The 20251-nt window shown below is 44.8% G+C and carries 17 protein-coding genes and 1 pseudogene; 9 read left to right on the plus strand and 9 right to left on the minus strand.

All coding sequences use genetic code 11. The features are described from left to right. Positions 1-437: 437 nt before the first annotated feature. Positions 438-575 carry a hypothetical protein gene (locus tag PPRES148_RS11020; protein WP_187820592.1) on the minus strand — a complete coding sequence of 46 codons (138 nt, stop codon included), beginning with the start codon at positions 573-575 and terminating at the stop codon, positions 438-440. Positions 576-2749: 2174 nt separating this feature from the next. Between PPRES148_RS11020 and bioD the strand changes: the two genes are divergently transcribed. The 5 genes from bioD to PPRES148_RS04460 all read left to right on the plus strand — a co-directional run bounded on the left by bioD (position 2750) and on the right by PPRES148_RS04460 (position 7293). Further along, positions 2750-3463, plus strand: coding sequence for a dethiobiotin synthase (gene bioD, locus PPRES148_RS04440; RefSeq protein ID WP_187820595.1), 714 nt, complete (start codon positions 2750-2752; stop codon positions 3461-3463). A gap of 84 nt (positions 3464-3547) precedes the next feature. Then, a complete protein-coding gene (bioB, locus tag PPRES148_RS04445) occupies positions 3548-4558 on the plus strand; it encodes a biotin synthase BioB (protein ID WP_246142897.1) in 1011 nt (336 codons plus the stop codon). Then, complete coding sequence (locus PPRES148_RS04450; protein WP_149453424.1) at positions 4558-5730, plus strand: aminotransferase class I/II-fold pyridoxal phosphate-dependent enzyme; 1173 nt, start codon at positions 4558-4560, stop codon at positions 5728-5730. The genes bioB and PPRES148_RS04450 overlap by 1 nt, the downstream gene beginning before the upstream one ends. Before the next feature lie 14 nt (positions 5731-5744). Further along, positions 5745-6497, plus strand: a complete 753-nt coding sequence (locus PPRES148_RS04455) for an alpha/beta fold hydrolase (protein WP_149453425.1) — start codon at positions 5745-5747, stop codon at positions 6495-6497. Further along, complete coding sequence (locus PPRES148_RS04460) at positions 6466-7293, plus strand: methyltransferase domain-containing protein (RefSeq protein WP_149453426.1); 828 nt, start codon at positions 6466-6468, stop codon at positions 7291-7293. Before PPRES148_RS04455 ends, PPRES148_RS04460 begins: the two co-directional genes overlap by 32 nt. Before the next feature lie 335 nt (positions 7294-7628). Here the strand turns inward: PPRES148_RS04460 and PPRES148_RS04465 are convergent, their stop codons facing one another. The 4 genes from PPRES148_RS04465 to PPRES148_RS04475 all read right to left on the minus strand — a co-directional run bounded on the left by PPRES148_RS04465 (position 7629) and on the right by PPRES148_RS04475 (position 10420). Further along, a complete protein-coding gene (locus PPRES148_RS04465; RefSeq protein WP_342779832.1) occupies positions 7629-7886 on the minus strand; it encodes a CPBP family intramembrane glutamic endopeptidase in 258 nt (85 codons plus the stop codon). A 1222-nt stretch (positions 7887-9108) separates the two neighbouring features. After that, positions 9109-9477, minus strand: a complete 369-nt coding sequence (locus PPRES148_RS04470; protein ID WP_149453428.1) for a hypothetical protein — start codon at positions 9475-9477, stop codon at positions 9109-9111. Between the two features lie 297 nt (positions 9478-9774). Further along, the gene (locus PPRES148_RS11040; protein ID WP_223127952.1) at positions 9775-9951 is read right to left on the minus strand and encodes a hypothetical protein; all 177 of its coding nucleotides are present in this window, start codon (positions 9949-9951) and stop codon (positions 9775-9777) included. 172 nt (positions 9952-10123) lie between these two features. Then, entirely contained in the window at positions 10124-10420 is a 297-nt protein-coding gene (locus PPRES148_RS04475) for a hypothetical protein (RefSeq protein WP_149453429.1), read from the minus strand. Between PPRES148_RS04475 and cwlD the strand changes: the two genes are divergently transcribed. Then, positions 10409-11212, plus strand: a complete 804-nt coding sequence (gene cwlD / locus PPRES148_RS04480; protein ID WP_246142898.1) for an N-acetylmuramoyl-L-alanine amidase CwlD — start codon at positions 10409-10411, stop codon at positions 11210-11212. The two genes, PPRES148_RS04475 and cwlD, sit on opposite strands and share 12 nt — an antisense overlap. Before the next feature lie 106 nt (positions 11213-11318). On the opposite strand, the gene PPRES148_RS04485 is transcribed toward cwlD, so the two are convergent. From PPRES148_RS04485 to PPRES148_RS04500, 4 genes are all read right to left on the minus strand, one after another. After that, positions 11319-11498, minus strand: coding sequence for a hypothetical protein (locus tag PPRES148_RS04485; protein WP_149453430.1), 180 nt, complete (start codon positions 11496-11498; stop codon positions 11319-11321). Between the two features lie 199 nt (positions 11499-11697). Then, a complete protein-coding gene (locus tag PPRES148_RS13140) occupies positions 11698-12096 on the minus strand; it encodes a CPBP family glutamic-type intramembrane protease (protein ID WP_187820599.1) in 399 nt (132 codons plus the stop codon). A 595-nt stretch (positions 12097-12691) separates the two neighbouring features. Continuing rightward, positions 12692-14257 (minus strand): transposase, encoded by a 1566-nt coding sequence (locus PPRES148_RS04495; protein ID WP_149453432.1) that lies wholly within the window; start codon positions 14255-14257, stop codon positions 12692-12694. Positions 14258-14328: 71 nt separating this feature from the next. Continuing rightward, positions 14329-15285 (minus strand): hypothetical protein, encoded by a 957-nt coding sequence (locus PPRES148_RS04500; protein ID WP_149453433.1) that lies wholly within the window; start codon positions 15283-15285, stop codon positions 14329-14331. A 753-nt stretch (positions 15286-16038) separates the two neighbouring features. Here PPRES148_RS04500 and PPRES148_RS04505 point away from each other — a divergent pair. The 3 genes and pseudogenes from PPRES148_RS04505 to PPRES148_RS04515 all read left to right on the plus strand — a co-directional run bounded on the left by PPRES148_RS04505 (position 16039) and on the right by PPRES148_RS04515 (position 20088). Next, a complete protein-coding gene (locus PPRES148_RS04505) occupies positions 16039-16983 on the plus strand; it encodes a hypothetical protein (RefSeq protein WP_149453434.1) in 945 nt (314 codons plus the stop codon). Positions 16984-17270: 287 nt separating this feature from the next. Beyond that, entirely contained in the window at positions 17271-17951 is a 681-nt protein-coding gene (locus tag PPRES148_RS04510) for a hypothetical protein (RefSeq protein WP_149453435.1), read from the plus strand. An 861-nt stretch (positions 17952-18812) separates the two neighbouring features. After that, positions 18813-20088: pseudogene (locus tag PPRES148_RS04515) on the plus strand (IS256 family transposase). The last annotated feature ends 163 nt before the right edge of the window (positions 20089-20251 follow it).

Here is a 20251-nt window from a genome sequence, read left to right on the forward strand (position 1 = left end):
TTAACATAACAAAACCATTTCCAAATACATATAATGTACACATTATGAACTATACAACAACCAAGACATAACCATCTGGGGGCTGGATGCCCCCTAATAGTCGCACGCAAAATACCTCATAAGGCATGTTCCTTATAGGAACAGGGAAAAGATATTAGAAAGTAATCCCAAAACCATACGGAAAATTGCATAGAAAAAAAATAAACCAAGAGAAAATGCTATTACACGTCCAAAAGTCCCGAATCCCCTATCCATTATAAAAGAATTATACCAACCAAATGGAATAGAAAAAAGAACGACAACAATCAATAGAGAAATCAAAAAAACAACCCCTGGAATGATATCCAGAATCGATAACAAAATTCAATGCCCCCCATGTCCATGCATCATCCTACGACGAACCCGTAACCCACAGTACCCTTCATCCACTCCACACCTCAACGTATTCTCCTAAGATCCAAAAAACAACTGCAATGATTCCCTAAGACCCCACCATAATTCCATGAATCGAAAGCATGAATCAAGGGAAGGGGACCGACGATCCTCCGCAACCACTCATCGGTGTAAAAAATCACTCACCCAACGATGTCTTACTCTTTCTAGAAATCTACACCCCAACCCAGGCATCATAGACACTGAGGGGTTCAACAACCAAGTTCAGAACAGGGGCAAACGAAGAGGACAACCCATACAAACCAAGAAATGCATCTACACACAATCTGTGCGAAAAACAGGGAAGAACGCAACTACAAACTGTAACTCCTGCGTGGAAGATAGCAAAGGGAGAGGAGAATCACAAGGATTCATCACAAACCAACATAAAACCCATTGCCCTGCGGAAGCTAAATCCCCTGTGGAACCTATGGGGGGAGCGTATACTATAAGGGCATCCCACACAGTTTTGTAAAGGGGGTCCGCACAATACAGGATCTCCCCAACCGAGTAGGGAGATTGTACACAATGAAACCCCCATTCACGGAAAATCATTAGGGTTTTCAGGAAGGCACCCCTATCCCATAGGGGTTTTCTTAGAATTCCTCATCAGCAAGCAGAAAGTTACACGACAAACAAACCCATGGTGTTGATGCAAAACCAAACATCGCACGGGCATCAACATCACAATCCCAATGAAAAACAACAGGGACCCATGTCCTGCTCTGGCCGGATGGGACAGAAAAAGGTACAGGCTCGTATAGGGGTGGCGGTCCACAGGTGGATCCAGCATGTACGAGGAAGGTACAAAACAATATCCCACACATCAGCATCTTCTAGATAGGTACTAGGATGAGGGGACCACAAGATACGGAAGACCTATCTGAAAATACCGGGCCTACTCGCCAACAAAGACTCCCATCACTCTTTCTGCATGGCGTCGGAGACATGAGAACCTCGGGAACAACGTTAATGATAACAAATTGCGTCACCTTGCTCTAGAAAGCACCCGGCTCTGCCGCCCCCGTACGGGATACGGGGGAAATAAGAAGGGGAGATTACCCTTTGTCTCCCAACCTACCCAGGGAATATTTTCTATGCTAGTGAACCCCCCATGTATTTCTGAATGGAAGATTGTCCACTCTGGATTTCAGCTAAGGGGGAACACGGATAGCACCGTACTTACAAATCACAACATGCACGAGCGTTTTAGAAATGCTCCTAACCATACCCCTCCCATAGGTTAATGCCCTCGCAGCATAATGAAGAAAAGATTTTCCTGCCTTCTGATAGTATCCCTTCGATTCATCCAGGCTATCCCATCTGTGGAAGGATCCTCCACAGTGAAAAAATTGTATCGGAATAGATAAAACATGTCAATACACTCCTGATAATTTCTGATGAGCTCATGTCGAAACCTTTGTCAATAATGTGAAAAAATTACAAAAGTTTTTTGTTTTTTATTGAAATGCCATTTCATCATCCCACTCTACGCTTAGGAGAAAAGGAGGTACTTTATGGCCCTTACCCATCCTCTATTTTCATGACCCTTCGGTGAACCATGGATGAATCATAAACAGAGTAAGAGATCGTTCGCCTAGTAAGGGAATAAGTTTTACCCTTCCAGGGTGATTTTTTACTAAAAAATTAGGACGTACCTTGAAGAAATCATTGAATTCCAGGTATCGTTTCTGGGATTATTTTTTGATTTTACTCCCTACTAGGGTCATTCACCACTTCCCTTCCACCCGAAGAGTCCACAAAACATAGCCCCTAGATTGAGTACCTCGCCTAAGGTATGATGAAGAGAGACACAGTGGTAACCTCTCGTAGAACACTGCCCTTTTCCTCAAGGAAAAAGATCCCTACATACTGGGAAATATAGGGACGTGGACGATATCCACAAACCTTGTAGTTCATATTCCTACCCTATCGATCCCTGAGTTGTGGATGGATACTAGGAAAGAATTCCCCCACATTTGGGGATCGGGGGTCATGATCCCCACCCGCATGGTAAATACCCGTTTTTTACGTAACACCCTTCTCTCGGCTTTTCCCCACCTACCCCGCCCCTATCCGCATACCCAAAAATCCTGTTGAAAATTCAAAATGTATAGTTTTTGTTATCATAAAAGCATTATCCCGTTCGATAACGGATATTTTTATTAAAAATATGCAAATATTTATTCTGAAATAGAAAATTATAGTAGCTCGCCCTACCTCGATTCTCATGGAGCAATGGATAGATCCTCATTATGGAGGGATGGACTGTTATGACAGGGATTCAAGTAACCCTTATCCCGGGAGTAACCCCATCATGAAAACAGGAATGTTGATCACAGGCACAGACACGGGAATAGGCAAGACCCTCATCACAGCCACCCTAGCCAATGTCTGGAAATATCGGGGTAGATCGGTCCGTGTAAGTAAACCCGTTCAGAGCGGTGCTGCACGGGAACACCCGGACGGGGATGCCTACCGCTTACAAAAAAGTACGGATGGTTCAGAAACCCTATCCCATATATGTCCCTATGCCTTCTCGCCTCCCTTTGCCCCCCCATGGGCCGCCGCTCTACTGGGACAAAAGATCACCATGGAAATGGTATTCCGTAGCATCCAAAACCAATTTGCGAGTGCGCCCGATGCCTTCTGGTTCATAGAAGGCGTGGGTGGCTTTCTATCCCCCCTGACCGAGGACGGAACCGTAGCCGACCTAGCACAGAAACTTGCCCTTCCTGTTCTCATTGTTTCCCATTCCTCCACTGGGGCAGTCAATGCAACCCTGCTAACCGTAGAGGCTATTCGGAAACGTGATGTACCCATAGCCGCCATAGTATTCAATGTCAGCCACGGTTCGTACGATGAGTACGAGACAACACATATGATCGATTGGATAGAAACGCAAACCTCCCTGCCCGTATTCGGACCTTTCCCTCATCAAAAGGATGAGCAACCCCAAACCTTGCTCAACGCGTGGTTGTCGATGCCGGGTGCCGAACAAAAGGCGAAAAAGGTACCTATGTTTCCGTAGGGATTATAGGTCGTCCCGGAGGGGGAAATCACGTAAGATGAAGTACGATCAAAAGGTAAAAAAAGGGGTGAAGTTATGCCCACCTTGGCAAGAAACAAGGGGGAAAAATATTCCATTACTTGGCAAACACTGGCACATCAATCCTTAACCGGCCATCGTCTGTCCCTATCGGAAGCATTGTCCATCCTGCAGGCCCCCCCCCAACAATTGCTAGCGATCCTGCAGGCTGCCTATGAAATTCGTCGGCATCATTTTTCGCAACGGGTAAAACTGAATTGCATAGCCAATGTCAAGTGCGGGTATTGTCCAGAAAATTGCGGATATTGTTCCCAATCCAGTGTCTCAGAAGCGGAAATTCAACCCTACTCTATGCTAGATCAGAATACAATCGTAGCAGGGGCAGAGGAAGCCCTGACACGAGGGGCACGTACCTACTGTATCGTAGCAAGCGGACGCGGTCCCACACCCCGGGAACTTGATCATGTAATCGCCGCAGTCAGGGAAATCAAGGCACGCCATTCCATCATCATCTGCGCCTGTCTAGGAATTTTATCCCCTGAACAAGCCTATCGTTTGCGGCAATCTGGTGTCGATCGATACAACCATAACCTCAATACAGCAGCCTCCCATCATGATGAAATTGTCAGCAGCCACGAATTCGCGGACCGGATCGCAACATTGCGCAACGTCCGGGAAGCAGGTATGTCACCCTGTGCGGGTCTCATTGTGGGCATGGGTGAAACCATGGAGCAACTCGTGGAGGTTGCCTACGCATTGCGCGATCTGAACATTGAATCCATCCCCGTCAATTTCCTTGTCCCCATTCCCGGCACACCCATGGGAAATCGACCCTTGGTGGAAGCACGCTTCGCCCTACAGGTCTTATGTTTATTGCGTTTCCTACTACCGGACAAGGAAATTCGTGTAGCCGGAGGGCGGGAGATTACCTTGGGACCCTTGCAGGCACTCTCCCTGTATCCCGCCAATTCTTGGTTTGTAGGGGATTACTTGACAACCCCGGGACAATCCGTTACAAAAGACCACCAAATCATAGCCTCCCTGGGCTTTGAAATCGACGAAAGCACAACCATCTAATGGCAGGACCCGAATGGGAACATTGGATAGAAAAACAACGGGAAAATTGGGAAATCAAACAGCAAACACGTTTTCTTGTGCCAACAGAACAGGCCACAGCACCTTTCTGTCGTCGTGATGGTCGTACCCTACTCAATCTCTCCTCTACCAACTATCTCGGTCTTGCTCATCATCCCAAGATACGGCATAGGTTCCAACAACCCCAGAATTGTGTAGGCACAACCTCCTCACGATTATTACTAGGACACAACCCACCGACTACCCACCTAGAGGAACAGTTGGCACACTGGTTAGGAAAAGAAGCAGCACTCCTCTTTGCCAATGGATACATGGCCAATTTGGGTATACTTTCCTCCCTCTTAACGCGCCGAGATGCGGTTTTCATGGACAAAGCAAGTCATGCTAGTTTATTAGATGGAGCCCGATTGAGTGGGGCACATCTCTATCGCTATCGCCATGGGGACTGGGAGCACCTCATATTCCTACTGCAACGGGCGGGGACAGCAGGACGGAAAATGATAGTTACAGAGAGTTTGTTCAGCATGGAGGGGGATATGGCACCCCTGCCCGAGTTGATGAAAATCGCCGAAAAATGGAAAGCTGCGCTTTTGGTCGATGAAGCCCACGCTGTGGGCGTGTATGGCCCAAGGGGCCAGGGATGGGCCTGGGAATTAGGGATAGAGGGGGGAGTAGACTTAGCAATGGGTACGTTTAGCAAGGCCCTTGGTAGTTACGGGGCCTATGTGGCAGGACCAAGTTCATGGCTAAAACATCTCCAACAAACCTGTCGTAGTCTTGTCTATACCGTATCCCTACCCCCCGCACTCATTGCCGCCAATCAGGCCGCCTTGTCCATTGTGGCCCGGCCCACACGTCGGATGGGGAAACTCCATCAACGATCCATCTATTTTCGCTCCACGCTCGGTCAGCACGGTATAACCCTACCCCCCACTGCGATCCCTACCCCTATTGTGCCTATCCCCTTACGGGATTCCCAGTGTGCCCTAGGGGTGGAAAAAAAACTGGTTGAACGTGGTATTTTGGCCATGGCCATTCGTCCACCTACGGTACCCGCCCACAGGGTATGTATCCGCTGCACAGTAATGGCCACCCACACCATGAAATCCCTGCAGGGGGCAGCGACTACAATAGCAGAGGTTATAGGCCCATAGGGGGATAGAAAAATATGTCCGTTTCCTGGGTTTGGCTCCCTGGTTGGTCCCTTTCAACACATCTTTGGAACCCAACAAATCGAATATTATACTCCCTATCCGATAGGATTGCTGCGTCAAAACAATATTTTATAAATTTCTCTGAAGGATACCCTCTTTGGGAGCAAGTAAACCATCAGATACACGAGACTGCACCTGTGGTTCTTGTGGGTTGGTCCATGGGCGGTTTCGTTGCATTGGAGTGGGCTTGTCGTTACCCTTCACGGGTCGCCGGTCTTGTCCTGGGTGCTGTGGGTCCGTACTTCCCTCTGCAGCCACGGAATGGATGGACCTCCCTTCTAAGACAAGCAGAGAGGAATCCAGGCCGATTGCTACAAAAATTCGACCACCAACTCTTTAGTTTAGAGGAACAAAAGTGGGGGGCGAGGGAGCATTTCCAAAGGGAACTTCGCACATCGAATGCACAACCAACCCAACAATCGTTGGTATGGGGTTTGCGATATTTACAACAAATTTCCTTTTCCAGGGAACAGCTAGCAGCCATCAGGTCGATTCCCATTCATCTCCACACAGGCCAGGAAGATACTATTGTACCGCCTCGTTCCACACAAAAGTTGACCCTGTGGCTACCCCGAGCAAAATACAAAGTCTGGGACGCAGCAGGACATCTAGCCTGCTGGTCCCAACCTAAGGAAATGGCCGTCTGCCTACACCAATTAGGGGAGGAGGTGGGGAGTGGAGAAGGAACAAGTCATTCGCCAATTTGATCGTGTCAGCACTCACTATGAACAGAACGCCACGGTTCAGACTACAATGGCTACCTTTTTGATCACCCAATTATTGACCCATCTAAAGGGTCCCAGCCCATCTTCTCATCATATTAGGTCGATTTTAGAGGTTGGTTGTGGGACCGGTATTCTCACACGTCATCTCGTGCGGGTTTTTCCCAAAGCCCATATTGTTGCCATCGACTTCTCCCAAACTATGCTCCTGTCGGCTCGGGCTTGCCCCACACTAGCCCATGTAGAGTTTTTACATGCAGATGCAGAAGCCATAACATTCCCCCCCAATACCTGGGACCTTGTGGTAAGCAATGCTGTGCTTCAATGGTTCTTTCAGCCAAAGAAAACGATAACATCCTGGTATGATTCCCTCCGGCCCGGTGGGACCGCGTTGGCTACCACCTTTGGACCCCAAACCTTCTGTGAACTAAAAAAGGCGGCCCATAGGGCCGGCATAGAGGGGTGGTATCAATTTCCCCTCCACTCCCTGAATCAATGGCGGGATCTATGGGGGAAAGCGGGTTATGGGGATATCTTTGGTAGTGAAATCTTGTTGCGTCACACCTATCAAAACGCCATCGATCTCCTTCACACGATTCAGGGGATGGGGGGAACCCGTCGACCCATTGGGAAAGGAATTCGACACCGCAGCTTCCAAAGGGTTTTACAACAATACGATCAGGATTTTACTACTATCAATGGAGAAAACACATATTCCACCTATCACATTCTGGTTCTGTGTGGACATCGTCCCTTATCCGGATTGTCATCTCCATTTTGAATTCCTACGGTACAATGCCTTAAGACCATCTGTTATCAACCTCTTTTTTTATATATGTATGTATAACAGATGGTCTTCAAGTTTCTTTGAGAGTATTTTTCAGGTAATACATAAAAATTGTTTCGAATGTACATAAGAAGAGAGGGTCATATCCTATTCAATTTATATGTTCAGAATGTTATTATAAATAGGGGTAGCCTAACCATAATGGGGAAATCGAGATGCTATGGATCGTATGATTTCGCGAAAGTATATGTAGTTATTTTTATGAATCCACAAAAGCCCTCTTTCCATTTCTATTTTGAACCTCAAAAAACCATTGTGAACTCTGTTGACTACACCAACACCATGAAATTATCGTGTATATGAAGTCCTATAGACAACCATATGGAATAATGACGTGCAATCCATCCAAGGAATAGTGAGTCCAGAAAAATAATAAGAAGACCGTACCAATCATACTGCATAGGTACCAGGGTAAACAGAACACTAGTAATCCAAATACCCACACGCGACTGGAGAGTACCCCGAAAGAACAATTCTTCCCCGACCGCCGGTGCAATGGTTACTGCCATAAGGCCAGGCCAATCCAACGAGGGGAGCGGAAGAGCACTAGATTTGTATAAAAATAAATATAAAAATAAAAATTTATGTATAGTTTATTTTTAAAAACCCTACAAGAGATTTGAAAGATAGACCTACACAAAATCCGCGCTTGTGGGTTTTCTGTTCAATCCTAGTCGAACTAGCATTTCCCTCCAATTACGGGTAACATCCCCACCTACAGCCAATACAACAAGCAATGCATCTGAGCAACACCTAAGCCATACAGCCTGATCATCCACAACCAAATCCAGATATTCATACACGATCCAGATATTCATACACGATATTGGTACGAAAGGACTTCGTGAATATAAAATCAATGAAACAGGGGAACATCCACCATACCAAGATGCGATGAAGATATCGCCGGGGATCGGGTCGTAATTGGGATAATATGTACGATCGAAACGCGGACCACACAAAAAATATACCCAATGATGAGTACGGAATCACGAGACCACAGAGAGAAAACCACTCTGGTACGAATGAATAAAAAATGTACGGGTGATGACCATTTCTTGATAACGGATATAAACTTGAGTACATCGTATACCACCCAAACACTATACAGTACTGCTAAGAAAACATCCACGATCCCATCTCAGCCCCGGGGTAATTCTCGGCGGGAACTATCTTTCAGCACTACTGTATGTTGATAGTAAACACGATCGAACCTTACAACAAATAAAACAAGTACAATCTCAAGCAACTCTTTTTCCTAAAAAATATATTGTAATATGCTGAGACATGATCAAACCCCCGTGTTTCTGCACAGTTTTCCCGGGGTTGGCCTCTTTTCAGCCCCAGATCAGGTCCCTGAACCCCCAAAAATAGAAAATGGTTCAAAATGCAAAAGAGTGTTCCTATAGATCCCCCACGCTACCAAAGGACACATCAACCATGAATCAACCCAGAGGGCTCATCCAGGGTGATGATCACCCCAAACGCAGCGTTCTCAGCAGCACGACAAAATCGTTCATTTACAAAAAATCTAGGACAAAGGACCCCTTCCCCCTGGGGTTGAATAGCTCCGAAAAATGCCGCGGAAACAATACCACGAACCCGAAGATCAACAAAAAATCATGGGGCCGCTATCGAGATCAAGATAGCGGCCCCATTCCTAAAAATCCCATACAGCTACGTTGGCAGACCCCCTGCTTTGTTTGGGGACTACCTCCTCTTCAAAAGCCTCTAAGGAGTGGAAATCAGTCACTGATTTCGCTTCTGCCCACTACTAACCACCAAACTTTGATTCTGGTCCCTTGTGGACGAACCGTCCGAACTTTTATGCTCTATCTCGCCCTCACAACCGTGAACCAGGAAAAGGATTGCTATCCCTAAAACAGCAACTACTGGTACCAATCGCTTAGAACGCTTGTGTGTTTTTTCCTCTGGATTCCCTACAGTCATACCCATAAAGGTCCGTTCAGAACCTGACAAAACATTTTCCTGATGACTCTCCCTTTCTGTATATCCTGTACTCATAGTTTCTTTCGTGGCAAACACTTGCTCAATGTTTGTTGTAAACGGACCCAGCATAATAAAAAAGCATGCAACAGTGGTCACTGCCCTTCTCATGCAGGTACCACATTAAACTCAATCACCCCTTACATAAAGAGGGAATGAACCATCCTAAAAATTTTAACTTATTGGACAAATTCAAGTCAACCCCACCTTCGCAAAGCAAGCAAGTAGCTAGTAGTAACCCATCCGACTCCTGGCTTCCTTCTTTGGAATGGGGGGGTGTTCTGACGAACCCTTCTGCTCCACCCCGAAAAAATTCCAATGAATCGAATTACATTGAGTATCTGGATATCCCACCCCAAGCGGCACATACGATCCGCATGCGTAATTCCTCTGGGGTGTCGAGTAGGGCTAGAATCCCAGCCGACCCCTCTTACAAAACCACACGGAGCCATTCTCCGCGCTGCAATCCTCCCAAAAGATGCCCCCGGCTTGGGCTTGGATTCTTTCCAAGAGACCCAGACCCCCACCTTGTGGTGTACCCTCCATCCCTCGTTGGCTCGTTCCATCGGGTATAGGAACAGACATCTTTAGCCATCTTTCGCGGTAGAATAATATCGCTCTGTCCTCTATAAAGAAGAGGAAAGCTTGCATGATCATGTCATACGAGATGGGATCCAAGTACCCTTGGTAAGGTGGCTAACGACAGGATCATACACTTTTGTTTGAATAAATTTTATATAATGTACTCATTCTATTCCTATGCATGTTGCTTGTTTCTGTATGTATGCAACTGGTCACTCATAGAAATCAGGGATATTTTATGGTAAAACACCATCAATAGGAAGGACCTCTTGCGCCGGGTCTGAACGCATTCTGGCCGATCGATTTCATAGTACAAAATGAGATCCTGGCTGAATATCGGACCTAGGAATTCGATCTGCAGCAGTAGAAACAAGGAAGCATTGGGGTAACGACGATACCCCCTTCCGCCATGGGGGAAGAGAATGGCAAGGTTGGGCCACCGCAAGCATAGGGATAAGCCATGATGGAACAAACCCCCCGCTGGAGGCAGATACTGTCCCGACAAAAGATTGGGTCGACAAAAAAAGGGAGAGATTGGAAGTTCCCCCTTAAACGCCAGCCCCCAAAAACACAATGGATAGGTTTTTTGTGGATATTGGTATTGTTAGCATGTGTCGGTATATGGTGGAATGAGCATCGCGAAGTTAGCAAACTTGATTTCCCTATGGTGGGGAGGAAGTTTGTTCTTGATCCAGGACACGGGGGATTCGACGGGGGTGCAACAGGAATCAACGGCATTATAGAAAAAGATATTACCCTAAAAATTTCCCTCTATCTGCGAGATTATTTGCAGGAATCAGGTGCAGGGGTTCTCCTAACGCGGGAAAGGGATATCGATTTGTCCCACGAAGACACCCAACCGTTACGATCCCGTAAATCGGAAGATTTGTTAGCGCGGGTGCAATTCATCAAGGATAACCAACCAGCCGATGCACTGATCAGTATTCATCTCAATGCGATTCCGGACCAGCGATGGAAGGGAGCCCAAACCTTTTATCCTCCCACACGAGTTGCTAACGCCGAACTGGCGGCCTCCATACAAGATGAGCTGATACGGAATCTGGAAAACACGAGCCGGGTTCCTGTCAAGAGAGATAACGTATACATTCTGAAGCATTCACCCATTCCTGCTGTTCTTGTAGAGGTGGGCTTTTTGTCCAACCCAGAGGAGAGTGTACTCCTATCTACCACAGCCTACCAGAAAAAGGTTGCTGCTTCCATTTATTATGGTCTTTTGAAGAATTATACTTCCAATAGGGTATAAAAAATAAAGGGGCTACCGGGTCAACCCCCTATTTTCAACCCACCATGGCAAAATAGCCCTACCATCCGTCTTGTGCGACACAAAGCAAGCCGATGCCCCAGCAGCACTAGGCAGTTCGTAACCTGCTACCTATCAGCCGGTTACGAAAGGCCGAGCAACCTTCATCTCTTGAACGACTTCTTGACACACAGCCCCTTCGCTCCACTTCCATTACAGGAGCTTCCTCACTACTATGAGCTGATCCGACTTCGTGCACGGAACCTCGGTTTGTCCTCGGTCCTTTCATCTGGCGACAGCCAGACGCCGTACAAGGATTCTAGCCCTGCCTTTTCCTGAACCGTTCACCACCGGGGTGTTTCCACACCAGCAGTGTTAGGTGGTTGGAAGCCTGTGGAAGCCTGCTATCTACCAACCGGCTCCGAAGGGCCACTTACAACCTTCATCGCTTATACAGCTTACTGGACACACTCCCAATACCATGATCATTATGAAAATACTATGAAATTATTGTACATGTGAAATCCTATAGACAACCATATGGAATAACGGTGTGCAATCCATCCAAGTAATAGTGAATCCAAAAAAATAATAAGAAGACCGTACCAATCATACTGCGTATGTACCAGGGTAAACAGAATACTGGTAACCCAAATACCCACACGTGACTGAAGAGCACCCCGAAAGAACAACTCTTCCCCAATCGCAGGTGCAATGGTTACTGCCATAAGGGCCGGCCAACCCAACGATGGGGGCAGGGGATCGCTAGATTCAGATAAAAATAAATATAAAAATAAAAATTTATGTATAGTTGATTGTAAAAAATCACATCCCTTCTTGGAAACCCAAGCCCACCCCAAATCTATGACTGTGGGTTTCCTGCTCAATCCGGCTCTTGGCCAAACTTCGGACCTGGGGGTTCAGTCTCAGGAGTGAGGGCTGAACCATGGTTCGATAGATCAAATGCATCGTGGTAGGTTTCTGTGTTTATATCTGCCTAGATTCGGATTCCCTCCCCCTGTATTCCAAAGTATTCTTGTGGGAACACAGTAGGACATATACGTTGTTTTTATAAAATTTAAGTTTTATATGTTATAATAATTGGCAACTCACCCTCTATCAGGGAATAAGGGGTTGTCGAGATGAAAACAGAACTAGATTTCCCAAGGCCCCCCTTTTCGGACGAAGTGAAAATCATGAAAATAGAGAAATTAGGGCTCTTGGCCAAACTTCGGACCCGGAATATCCTTGGGCGGTTTTTTTTACTCTGAATTTTAAGGATGAATTAGGTGGGGCCCACTTTTCCCCATAATTAGTTTGTTTATTCAGTTTATTGTACACGAGCCCATGCCGAAGAGCATCTGTCTCTATTAATTTATAAAATAAATAGAAACAAAAGTATGTGCTTTTTTTCTATTATGTATCCAAAATTATTGAATGAATTTTTATTTTATTTTATGTTTATTAAAAACTATATTAATATTATGAAACATTACGGCAATTTACCCCCTGATCGTTTTCCAGGTGGCTATTGCGACATACGATAGCAAGGTTCTCATAGTTCCTCCAAATCCGAACCCCAAAACGTTGGCGAAAGTCAAGCTTGGTGGCACAGTTTTTTCCCTCTATAAGGGCATTGGTAGCCTTGTCTCCTCGATGGTAATTTGCAATGGACTGTTGCCCCCTCTGTAGGCTCTCTGCACCTTTTCTAATGTTCTTGTGGTCGTGCTGTAATCCTTTCCCGATGAGAGCGTGCAGATTATTGTAAGCCTCGGTAAAAGTGGGATAATCGGTGTCATACCATTTTCCAACATCCTCTATAAATTCGTAGGCTTCCCCGAGTTTATGCCAATCTGCAAGATGAAATATTTTTTCCAGGAGTAGCCTCTTGGATTCGGGAAGTAATCCTCTGTGTTTTTTCTTCAGGGCGTCCTTTACGAACCCTTTGATCCTGGACAGATATTTCCCATTTTCGAGTTCCTTATACATACAGTCCACCCATTCCCAGTGCAGATGACAAGACAAATGCCAGCGGAAAACAAAGAAATCACGGGGGAAGAATTTCTCTTTTTTCTTGTAAAATGATAACAAATTTGTAATATATTCATACTTATTCTTTAATTTTTCCGAACAACTAAGTAATTCATTAAGAATATTCCTCTCTTGATCGGAAAGTTCCTCCCGATAATTTTTCCATAGTAGGTCAAGTAACAATTCCTTTATGGTGGGGGCAAATCGCTTATCCCTAAGAGTGACTTTCAGAGGGGGGTGTAAGGTAAGATCCCTTATATTCTTGATGATGTGAAAGCGATCAAACACAATAAGCGCGTTGGGGAATTCCGATAGAGCAAACTTAGTATAGGTAGGGGCTCGGTCCATGGCAATAACCGCTGGATCAAGTTCATATAGGTGGTGATTTTGCCTCTGGTAGTCCATAAGTTCCTCATATTTTCGGCCTTTTATCACAGCCAATACAGACCCAAGTTTTGTATCATAGATATAGCTTGCGTAGTTCTTACCTTTCCTTGTCGATGTATCATCTATACCGATGGTCAAACAACGTCCCTGTTCCCTGGCCTGCCTGATGGCCTTTTCCTCGAGTTCTTTTCTCTTTCTAGGAAGAAATTCGTCAAAAAATAGGGTATAACCTGTTCTCACCGGTATTCCATGTAACCTTGCTGCCTTCGCTGCTGAAGATATAACTGCTGTTGACGAGAACATTTCCCTACAAAAATCTGCATATTTTTTCCCTTTCCCAACAAATGCATACACGTGGTTGAATTTGTCCTCGCAGTAGGTACATCTCCATCGTTGGGGTTTCATAACGGATTCAATTTCCCATAAACCAAGGATGCCGTGTTTTATTTTCCGTTTCTTATCGAATCCCGCTCTCACAAATTTTTGTCCCAAATTTCCCGAATCCTCACAGGAACACCTGATTCCCGGAGATGGACGGTTGACAATGGACTTTAGGATATAACGAATTTTCATTTTATCTGATCCTGTGGGTCCTAATTTCGTTTCCATGTACTCCTTCGCAAAGGCCATATCTGGATGCAGGGAACCTTTCAGACCAAAGAAGGAAATTAGGCTTACTCCCTTCTCTCCATCACGATCCTCTACGATTTGGCCGGAATATCCCCCTGTTTGTTCTTCTTCCTGTACTGAGCATCAGGATCATAAGGGCTTTGTAGACTACCAGAACGCACCTTGGAGAGCATCCTGAGATTTCCTTGTTCATCCTCCTCAGTTTGTTCCCAGATCACCCTTTCCAGCAATGCATACTCCTTGGTTGATCTGATGTTGTCATAGTGGGAGACCTGTTCCCTTACAGCCAAGCAAACCCCAATTAGCTCTGCAGTCCTATGATCCCTTGCTGTTGCCCCTTTTTTGGGGGGAAGGGGAGGCTGATAGCCCAATGATTGCCGACTATCGATGTCTGTTAGTTTACACCCCTTCTCCAGAAAAACCCCCCACTCCGCGGGGAGGGGAATCAGGAGTTCAGCCGAGATACAAACCACATTTTTCGCCACCAGATAGATCACGTCATTACGGGTCAATTTCCTTATGTTGCTGTTGATTAGCGTGCTATCCATTCTACGGCAGGTGGATGTCATACCTACTATTGACTTTTGGAAGGTGGTAAAGTGCTGAAAGGAGTCCCGTGTAACATTGCATTTTGTTTTCTCCTCGTATGCCAACAACCGTTTTCTGCCTTCGTATAATGTTCTCCTACCTATAAGGGGCTTTCCTTTTTTGCCCCCCAGAGCTTCAAAGAACACTCCTTCCCGTGGAATACGTTCGATCAATTCCCTGTCTGTCCACCCAAAGGTTTCTTTAATGGACTCCAGGATTATGGTAAAAAGGATATCCTTGCAGGGTTGACCGATAGTATTATGATAATCGGCATATGTTTCCTTGTACCATGAAGCATGTTTCTCATAATACTCGCAAAGGGTTGCAAGTTTAATTTCTTCCTTGGTGGAACACCAGCGCCACTTATCCGCGAAGCATTCAATCCATTCCTCTATCCCTTTCAAGTTCGACTGTTCTATGGTACAATACCCTGAGACCATCTGTTATCAACCTCCCTTTATAGTGGGTATAAAGAGGATTGTATAGGAATAACAGATGGTCTTCAAGTTTCTTTGAGGGTATTTTTCAGGTAATACATATAAAGTTGTTTCGAATGTACGTAAGGAAGGTAGGGTCATATCCTATTTTGACTATATATTCGGAATATTATTATAATATCGGTAACCTAATCATAATTATGGAACCGAGCTTCTATAGATAGTATGATTTCATAAAAGTTTATGTAGTTATTTTTATGAATCCGCAAAAGCCCACTTTCCATTTTTATTCGAACCTCAGGAAACAATTGTGAACCTTTTTAACGGCACCAGCACCAGAAAATACTCAATTTTTTATTTACGGACCCCAGAAACACAGGTAAAATAAGCCTGGGGAGACATCTTCCCCTTCCTAAATAAGGATTTCATCACCCTTTCTGTCACCCGACGTATCCCTTGCTTTAGATCGATTCCTGCAAGATGATTTATCAAACCATCCACGGCACCATCCGAAATCATTTGTAAATTTTTCAAGGGGTGCTCTTGAAGGAAGACCAATGTGTTTTTTGTTGGCGTATATGCTGTCCCTACACCTATTACATTCTACTGAAACATTGATCGCATAGGTAATCCAGCATGCAATTGCAGGGATTATATCACTAACCAAGTAAAAGAGTATCCTGCCCAGGGAAAAATCCCCTGAAAAAATTTACATAATCAACCGGAGGCTGCCCCATTCACAGGGAGTGATCAAGTTTGTCTACACATTCTGGGCATCACAAATTTAACCGGTGGGTTGCTCTCCCCATAGTAGCAGCAATGACCCTCTCTCTCAACAGCAACGCTTCTCTTCAAGTAGGGGCGCAGAGTATAGCCCCTACAGAAAATATACCTATCGACGGTAGTCATATGCAAGGAGGAGTTAAGGAATGTAATAGCATAAACCCAAAGGACCTCTTTAAACAACAGGAAATACTACCCCCCCAACTCCCGGGATTCGATGAAGAAAAGTTCAATAATATAATTCAGAAAATTGATGAATTCGGGGCAAAAACCTACTTAGAAAATAAACAATTACAAATTGATACAAAAACGAATGACTATAAAATTTATAATATTAGTATAGATAAGGGGAAAATCAAGGATATCCCCCTAGAACAAAAAAATCATCTAAATTCATCCTTTCCCGTTTTTATGATCTCACATGCAATCTACCATAAAGAAACGGAAACACAGGTAGGCCAAGTTATGCAAAAATGGACAGACGACGCTGTCGCACCAGTTATAGCAAGGGTTATGTTGAATGGGAAAAAATCTTTCTATATTTTCCATAAGGGCAAAAGGGACGTATTTACCATTGATGAAAATAAGAACGTATTGGATGAAGAGGGAAAAATTCTCATGGAGAATCCCTTCTCCACATCATTAGAGGGTAATAATGTGCTCCTCCACAAAATAAATAAACGATACACTCGTTTCTGGAACTGGTGCAATACCTGTCATACAGCTATGAATTACGTTTGCTCCGCCCTCATTGGAGGATGTTCGTGGGCATGTTGGTTAGCAGCTGACATATTCTTTGGTTTGTGGCCTGCTGTAGAAGTCGCCTTTGGAAGTGCTTGTTCCGGTCTTTGTTGGTATTTAGGTACCTGGGGTTGTAGTAGATGGACAACAGAAAAAGTTTGTAGCGGTTTTTGTTGATTTTACTGAACAGGGAAGGTAATTTGCTTCCCTATATTTATATTGCTAAAGGAGGATTGCCCATGTATTGTATGATCCTATTTCTAAGATATATTTTTTTACCAAGATTTTTACTCAGTATTCTGATCGCAATGTGGTTGGAATCATGTGTTCCTATCCATAAAGATGCCATAGAAACTCGCCACTTGCCCCTTACCTTTATCTTCATTTCCCTATTACTCCTCTCCGTAGTGCAAACAACGAAGACAAGGCACGGGTTGAGGAATAGAGAGAAAAATCCTATAAAAATGGAAAAAAATACCAAAATTGGTTTGTCTGTTTTCTTCATTTCTCTAGGATTGGGTTCAATCCTGTTGATCCTAGAGCAAGGGACTGCAATGAAAATTGTACCTACCCCCTTACTCATTGGATTACTTGCTCCCATCCCACTAGCGGGCATGCTGATGGCCCTTTACCCTGAGCTACTGTGGATGTGGAAATCACGTCAGGGGCTGAGCGGTCATTTACGCAATTGGCATGAGGAGGTAAAAAATATATCTTATAAACGAAAAATATTCATTTTAGTGGGATCGATACTATCTGGATCCATTGCAATGTTCATGTACAATTATGTCATCAATTTGTGGATTGTTTTCATGGGATTCGAGATCATTTGTGGCGGCCTGATAGCATTGATTTTCTGGTGGGGAAAAAATCTATCCCCCTCCCATCCTTGGAACCCCCACTACTGGCGTAGATTATTGTTTTGGGTTATGGTAACAATCCCCCTAAGCTATTGTCTTATGACGTACGTATATTTCCCCCTCATCCAACCCTGGCTGCGGGAGGGTATCCCCCATTCCTTATGGAAAAACATGCCCTCCTTTTACAATATGATCCCCATGTATAGTGTTTTACCTTTTCTCTATGCCAATCGTAAGATGACTGATGTTACCAACCCTCCTGCAACTACAACCGGTACCGGCTAACGCAAAACCCACCCAATACTACTTTCGCACAAGGAGCTCCCTACGATCAAAGGGGACTGGATCATAAAAAAACCTCCCAAGGATTCAATGAACATTGCATAGGGTAAACCATTTTCCGCATTTCCCCACAATCCTCTTCCCCATGGAAAGAGGATTTTTGCATGCCTATCCATTAGCACCAACATCGTTAAAAGTACCCTATTGGCACCATCGCCATGTAGTGTCTAATACACATAGGATGGCAGCATCCGAACGGGTGTGTGCATTTTCCGGGGGTATTTTTGGTCCTACCTCCTTGATCCCTTCGGGTGACCTTTTCCTGTATTTTTTAAAGCATAATTGTTTTATTAATTTGTATAGATAGAAAATTCGGGTTGCATCCCAAATTTGGTGTCAGGGCCCCACAGGGGCCCTTTTTTGTCCTTCCCGCGTCGTCTAATGACCCGTCTCTGAATCTATTTTTTTATTAATTATTTCAATCTAATATATAATAAAATCTAAATTGACCCTAATTACCATATATATCCATTTTCCCCCATTACTTTTCCTCCACGTAGAACCCCTTTGTTTGGACCTGTCTTAGTTACTCCCGGCTGAAATCCCTTGCGGGGGCAGATTTTTTCCTACGGATCCTTGTTCCCCGCGCAGGGAGCCCCAACGGACTCCTCTTCCCCTGAAAAGGGCCCTTCGCCCCCTAACCATTACTTGTGTTTCCCCAAATTAGTGATGATCCCAAGGTTCCCTACCTATCCTGTTTTTTTATTGTGCGATACCAAAAATATCATAGACAAAATTACTTGCAAATATTATAATATCTATTATAAATTTCTAAATTTATAATAGATAGGGTGACACAACACCATGAGTGATCAAAATTCTGGCCCCATTCACTGGACATGTGAAGAAGATATGCGCTCTTTCTTACAATACCGATTGAAATATCTGCAAAAAAGGGGGAGTTCGTTCAAGGAGGCTATTTTGCATTTGGAGCGAGATCTTTCCAAAGATTCCAATATTGGTTTGCATGCTTTTTCCAAGGCTTTCGAGTGGTTGGTTGATCATGAGTGTGATCATTACCGACGACAGGAGCTGCAAGAGAGGAGTCCTGACGGTTCCGGTACGATGATTCGCAGAAACGGTTACAGGAAAAGAATCATACAGACAGGTTGCGGTTCTATCACGATTTTCTTTCCTAAATTACGGGAGGGAGGATTCGAATCCGTTCTTGTGGAGCGTTATCAGAGATATACCCACTGTTGGTTGGAGAAATTGTACCCCCTCCGTGCTGATTGTGTATCCCTGCAGGATTTGTCGAGACGATCCCCGTTGTTATGCCATAGTGATATCCCACGCTCCACTCTTTCTCGTCGGTTTAGACGCTATTATGATTCCTATCTAAGTGTATGGAATCAACGTTCCCTACAAGGTAACAGCTATAGCTTCGTTCAAGCAGATGCTACCTACACTTATGTTCGTGGTAGGGGATCCGTAGCCGTATATATCGTCATGGGATTCAGCAACCGAAATGGTGTTCGCATTCAAGACATTTTGTACTATGGGATCGATCAGCCAGAATGTGTTCAGACCTGGCGCAAGGTCTTTCAAAACCTCCGTTCACGCGGTTTACATACAATACCCCTGATCACTACAGATGCCCATGACGGCCTCATACAGGCCATACAAGAGGAGTACCCCCTGTCTGATTGGCAACGGTTGTATAGCTCATTGGACCCGAAATCTGCGAAAGGCAGCCCTAAAGAGGGATCATCTCCCTATCGCGGAGTGGGGATCTCTCTCAGAAAGAATTCGTGAGGAGGTTTGGGAAGCCCCCAACCGGGAAGTGGCCCATAAGGCGTCCATGGAGATCTATCATGAATACCGCTCTCTTGCGCCTCGTACCATGAGGATTTTTCGAAGGGGGTTGCCCCAGATTACGATTCATCTTCGCCACGATGGAAATGATCGCGTGGCCTGTCGTACCACCAATATCACGGAACGATGGAATGGGGAAATCAAACGTTTCACAAAAAAGGTTCGCTGCCATCCGACCTTGGGTGCCCTTCATCAAACGGTGGGTCTTTGCGTCCTAAAACACAGCAGAAAACAACGGGAAAAAGCCATGCGAAGGACGGGTTGATTATACTATTCTAAAATGTTATATATATAGTTTATATTTTCCGTTTTATATAATAATATTTTATTAATGAATATATAAACCGGGGCTTTTTAGATGATGCCGGAAATGGATGCCAGGGCGGTCTTCCTATATATTTTTCAAAATATTTACATAATTTACTCAA

Origin of the sequence: Pasteuria penetrans (genome assembly GCF_900538055.1) — a bacterium.
GTDB lineage: Bacteria > Bacillota > Bacilli > Thermoactinomycetales > Thermoactinomycetaceae > Pasteuria > Pasteuria penetrans.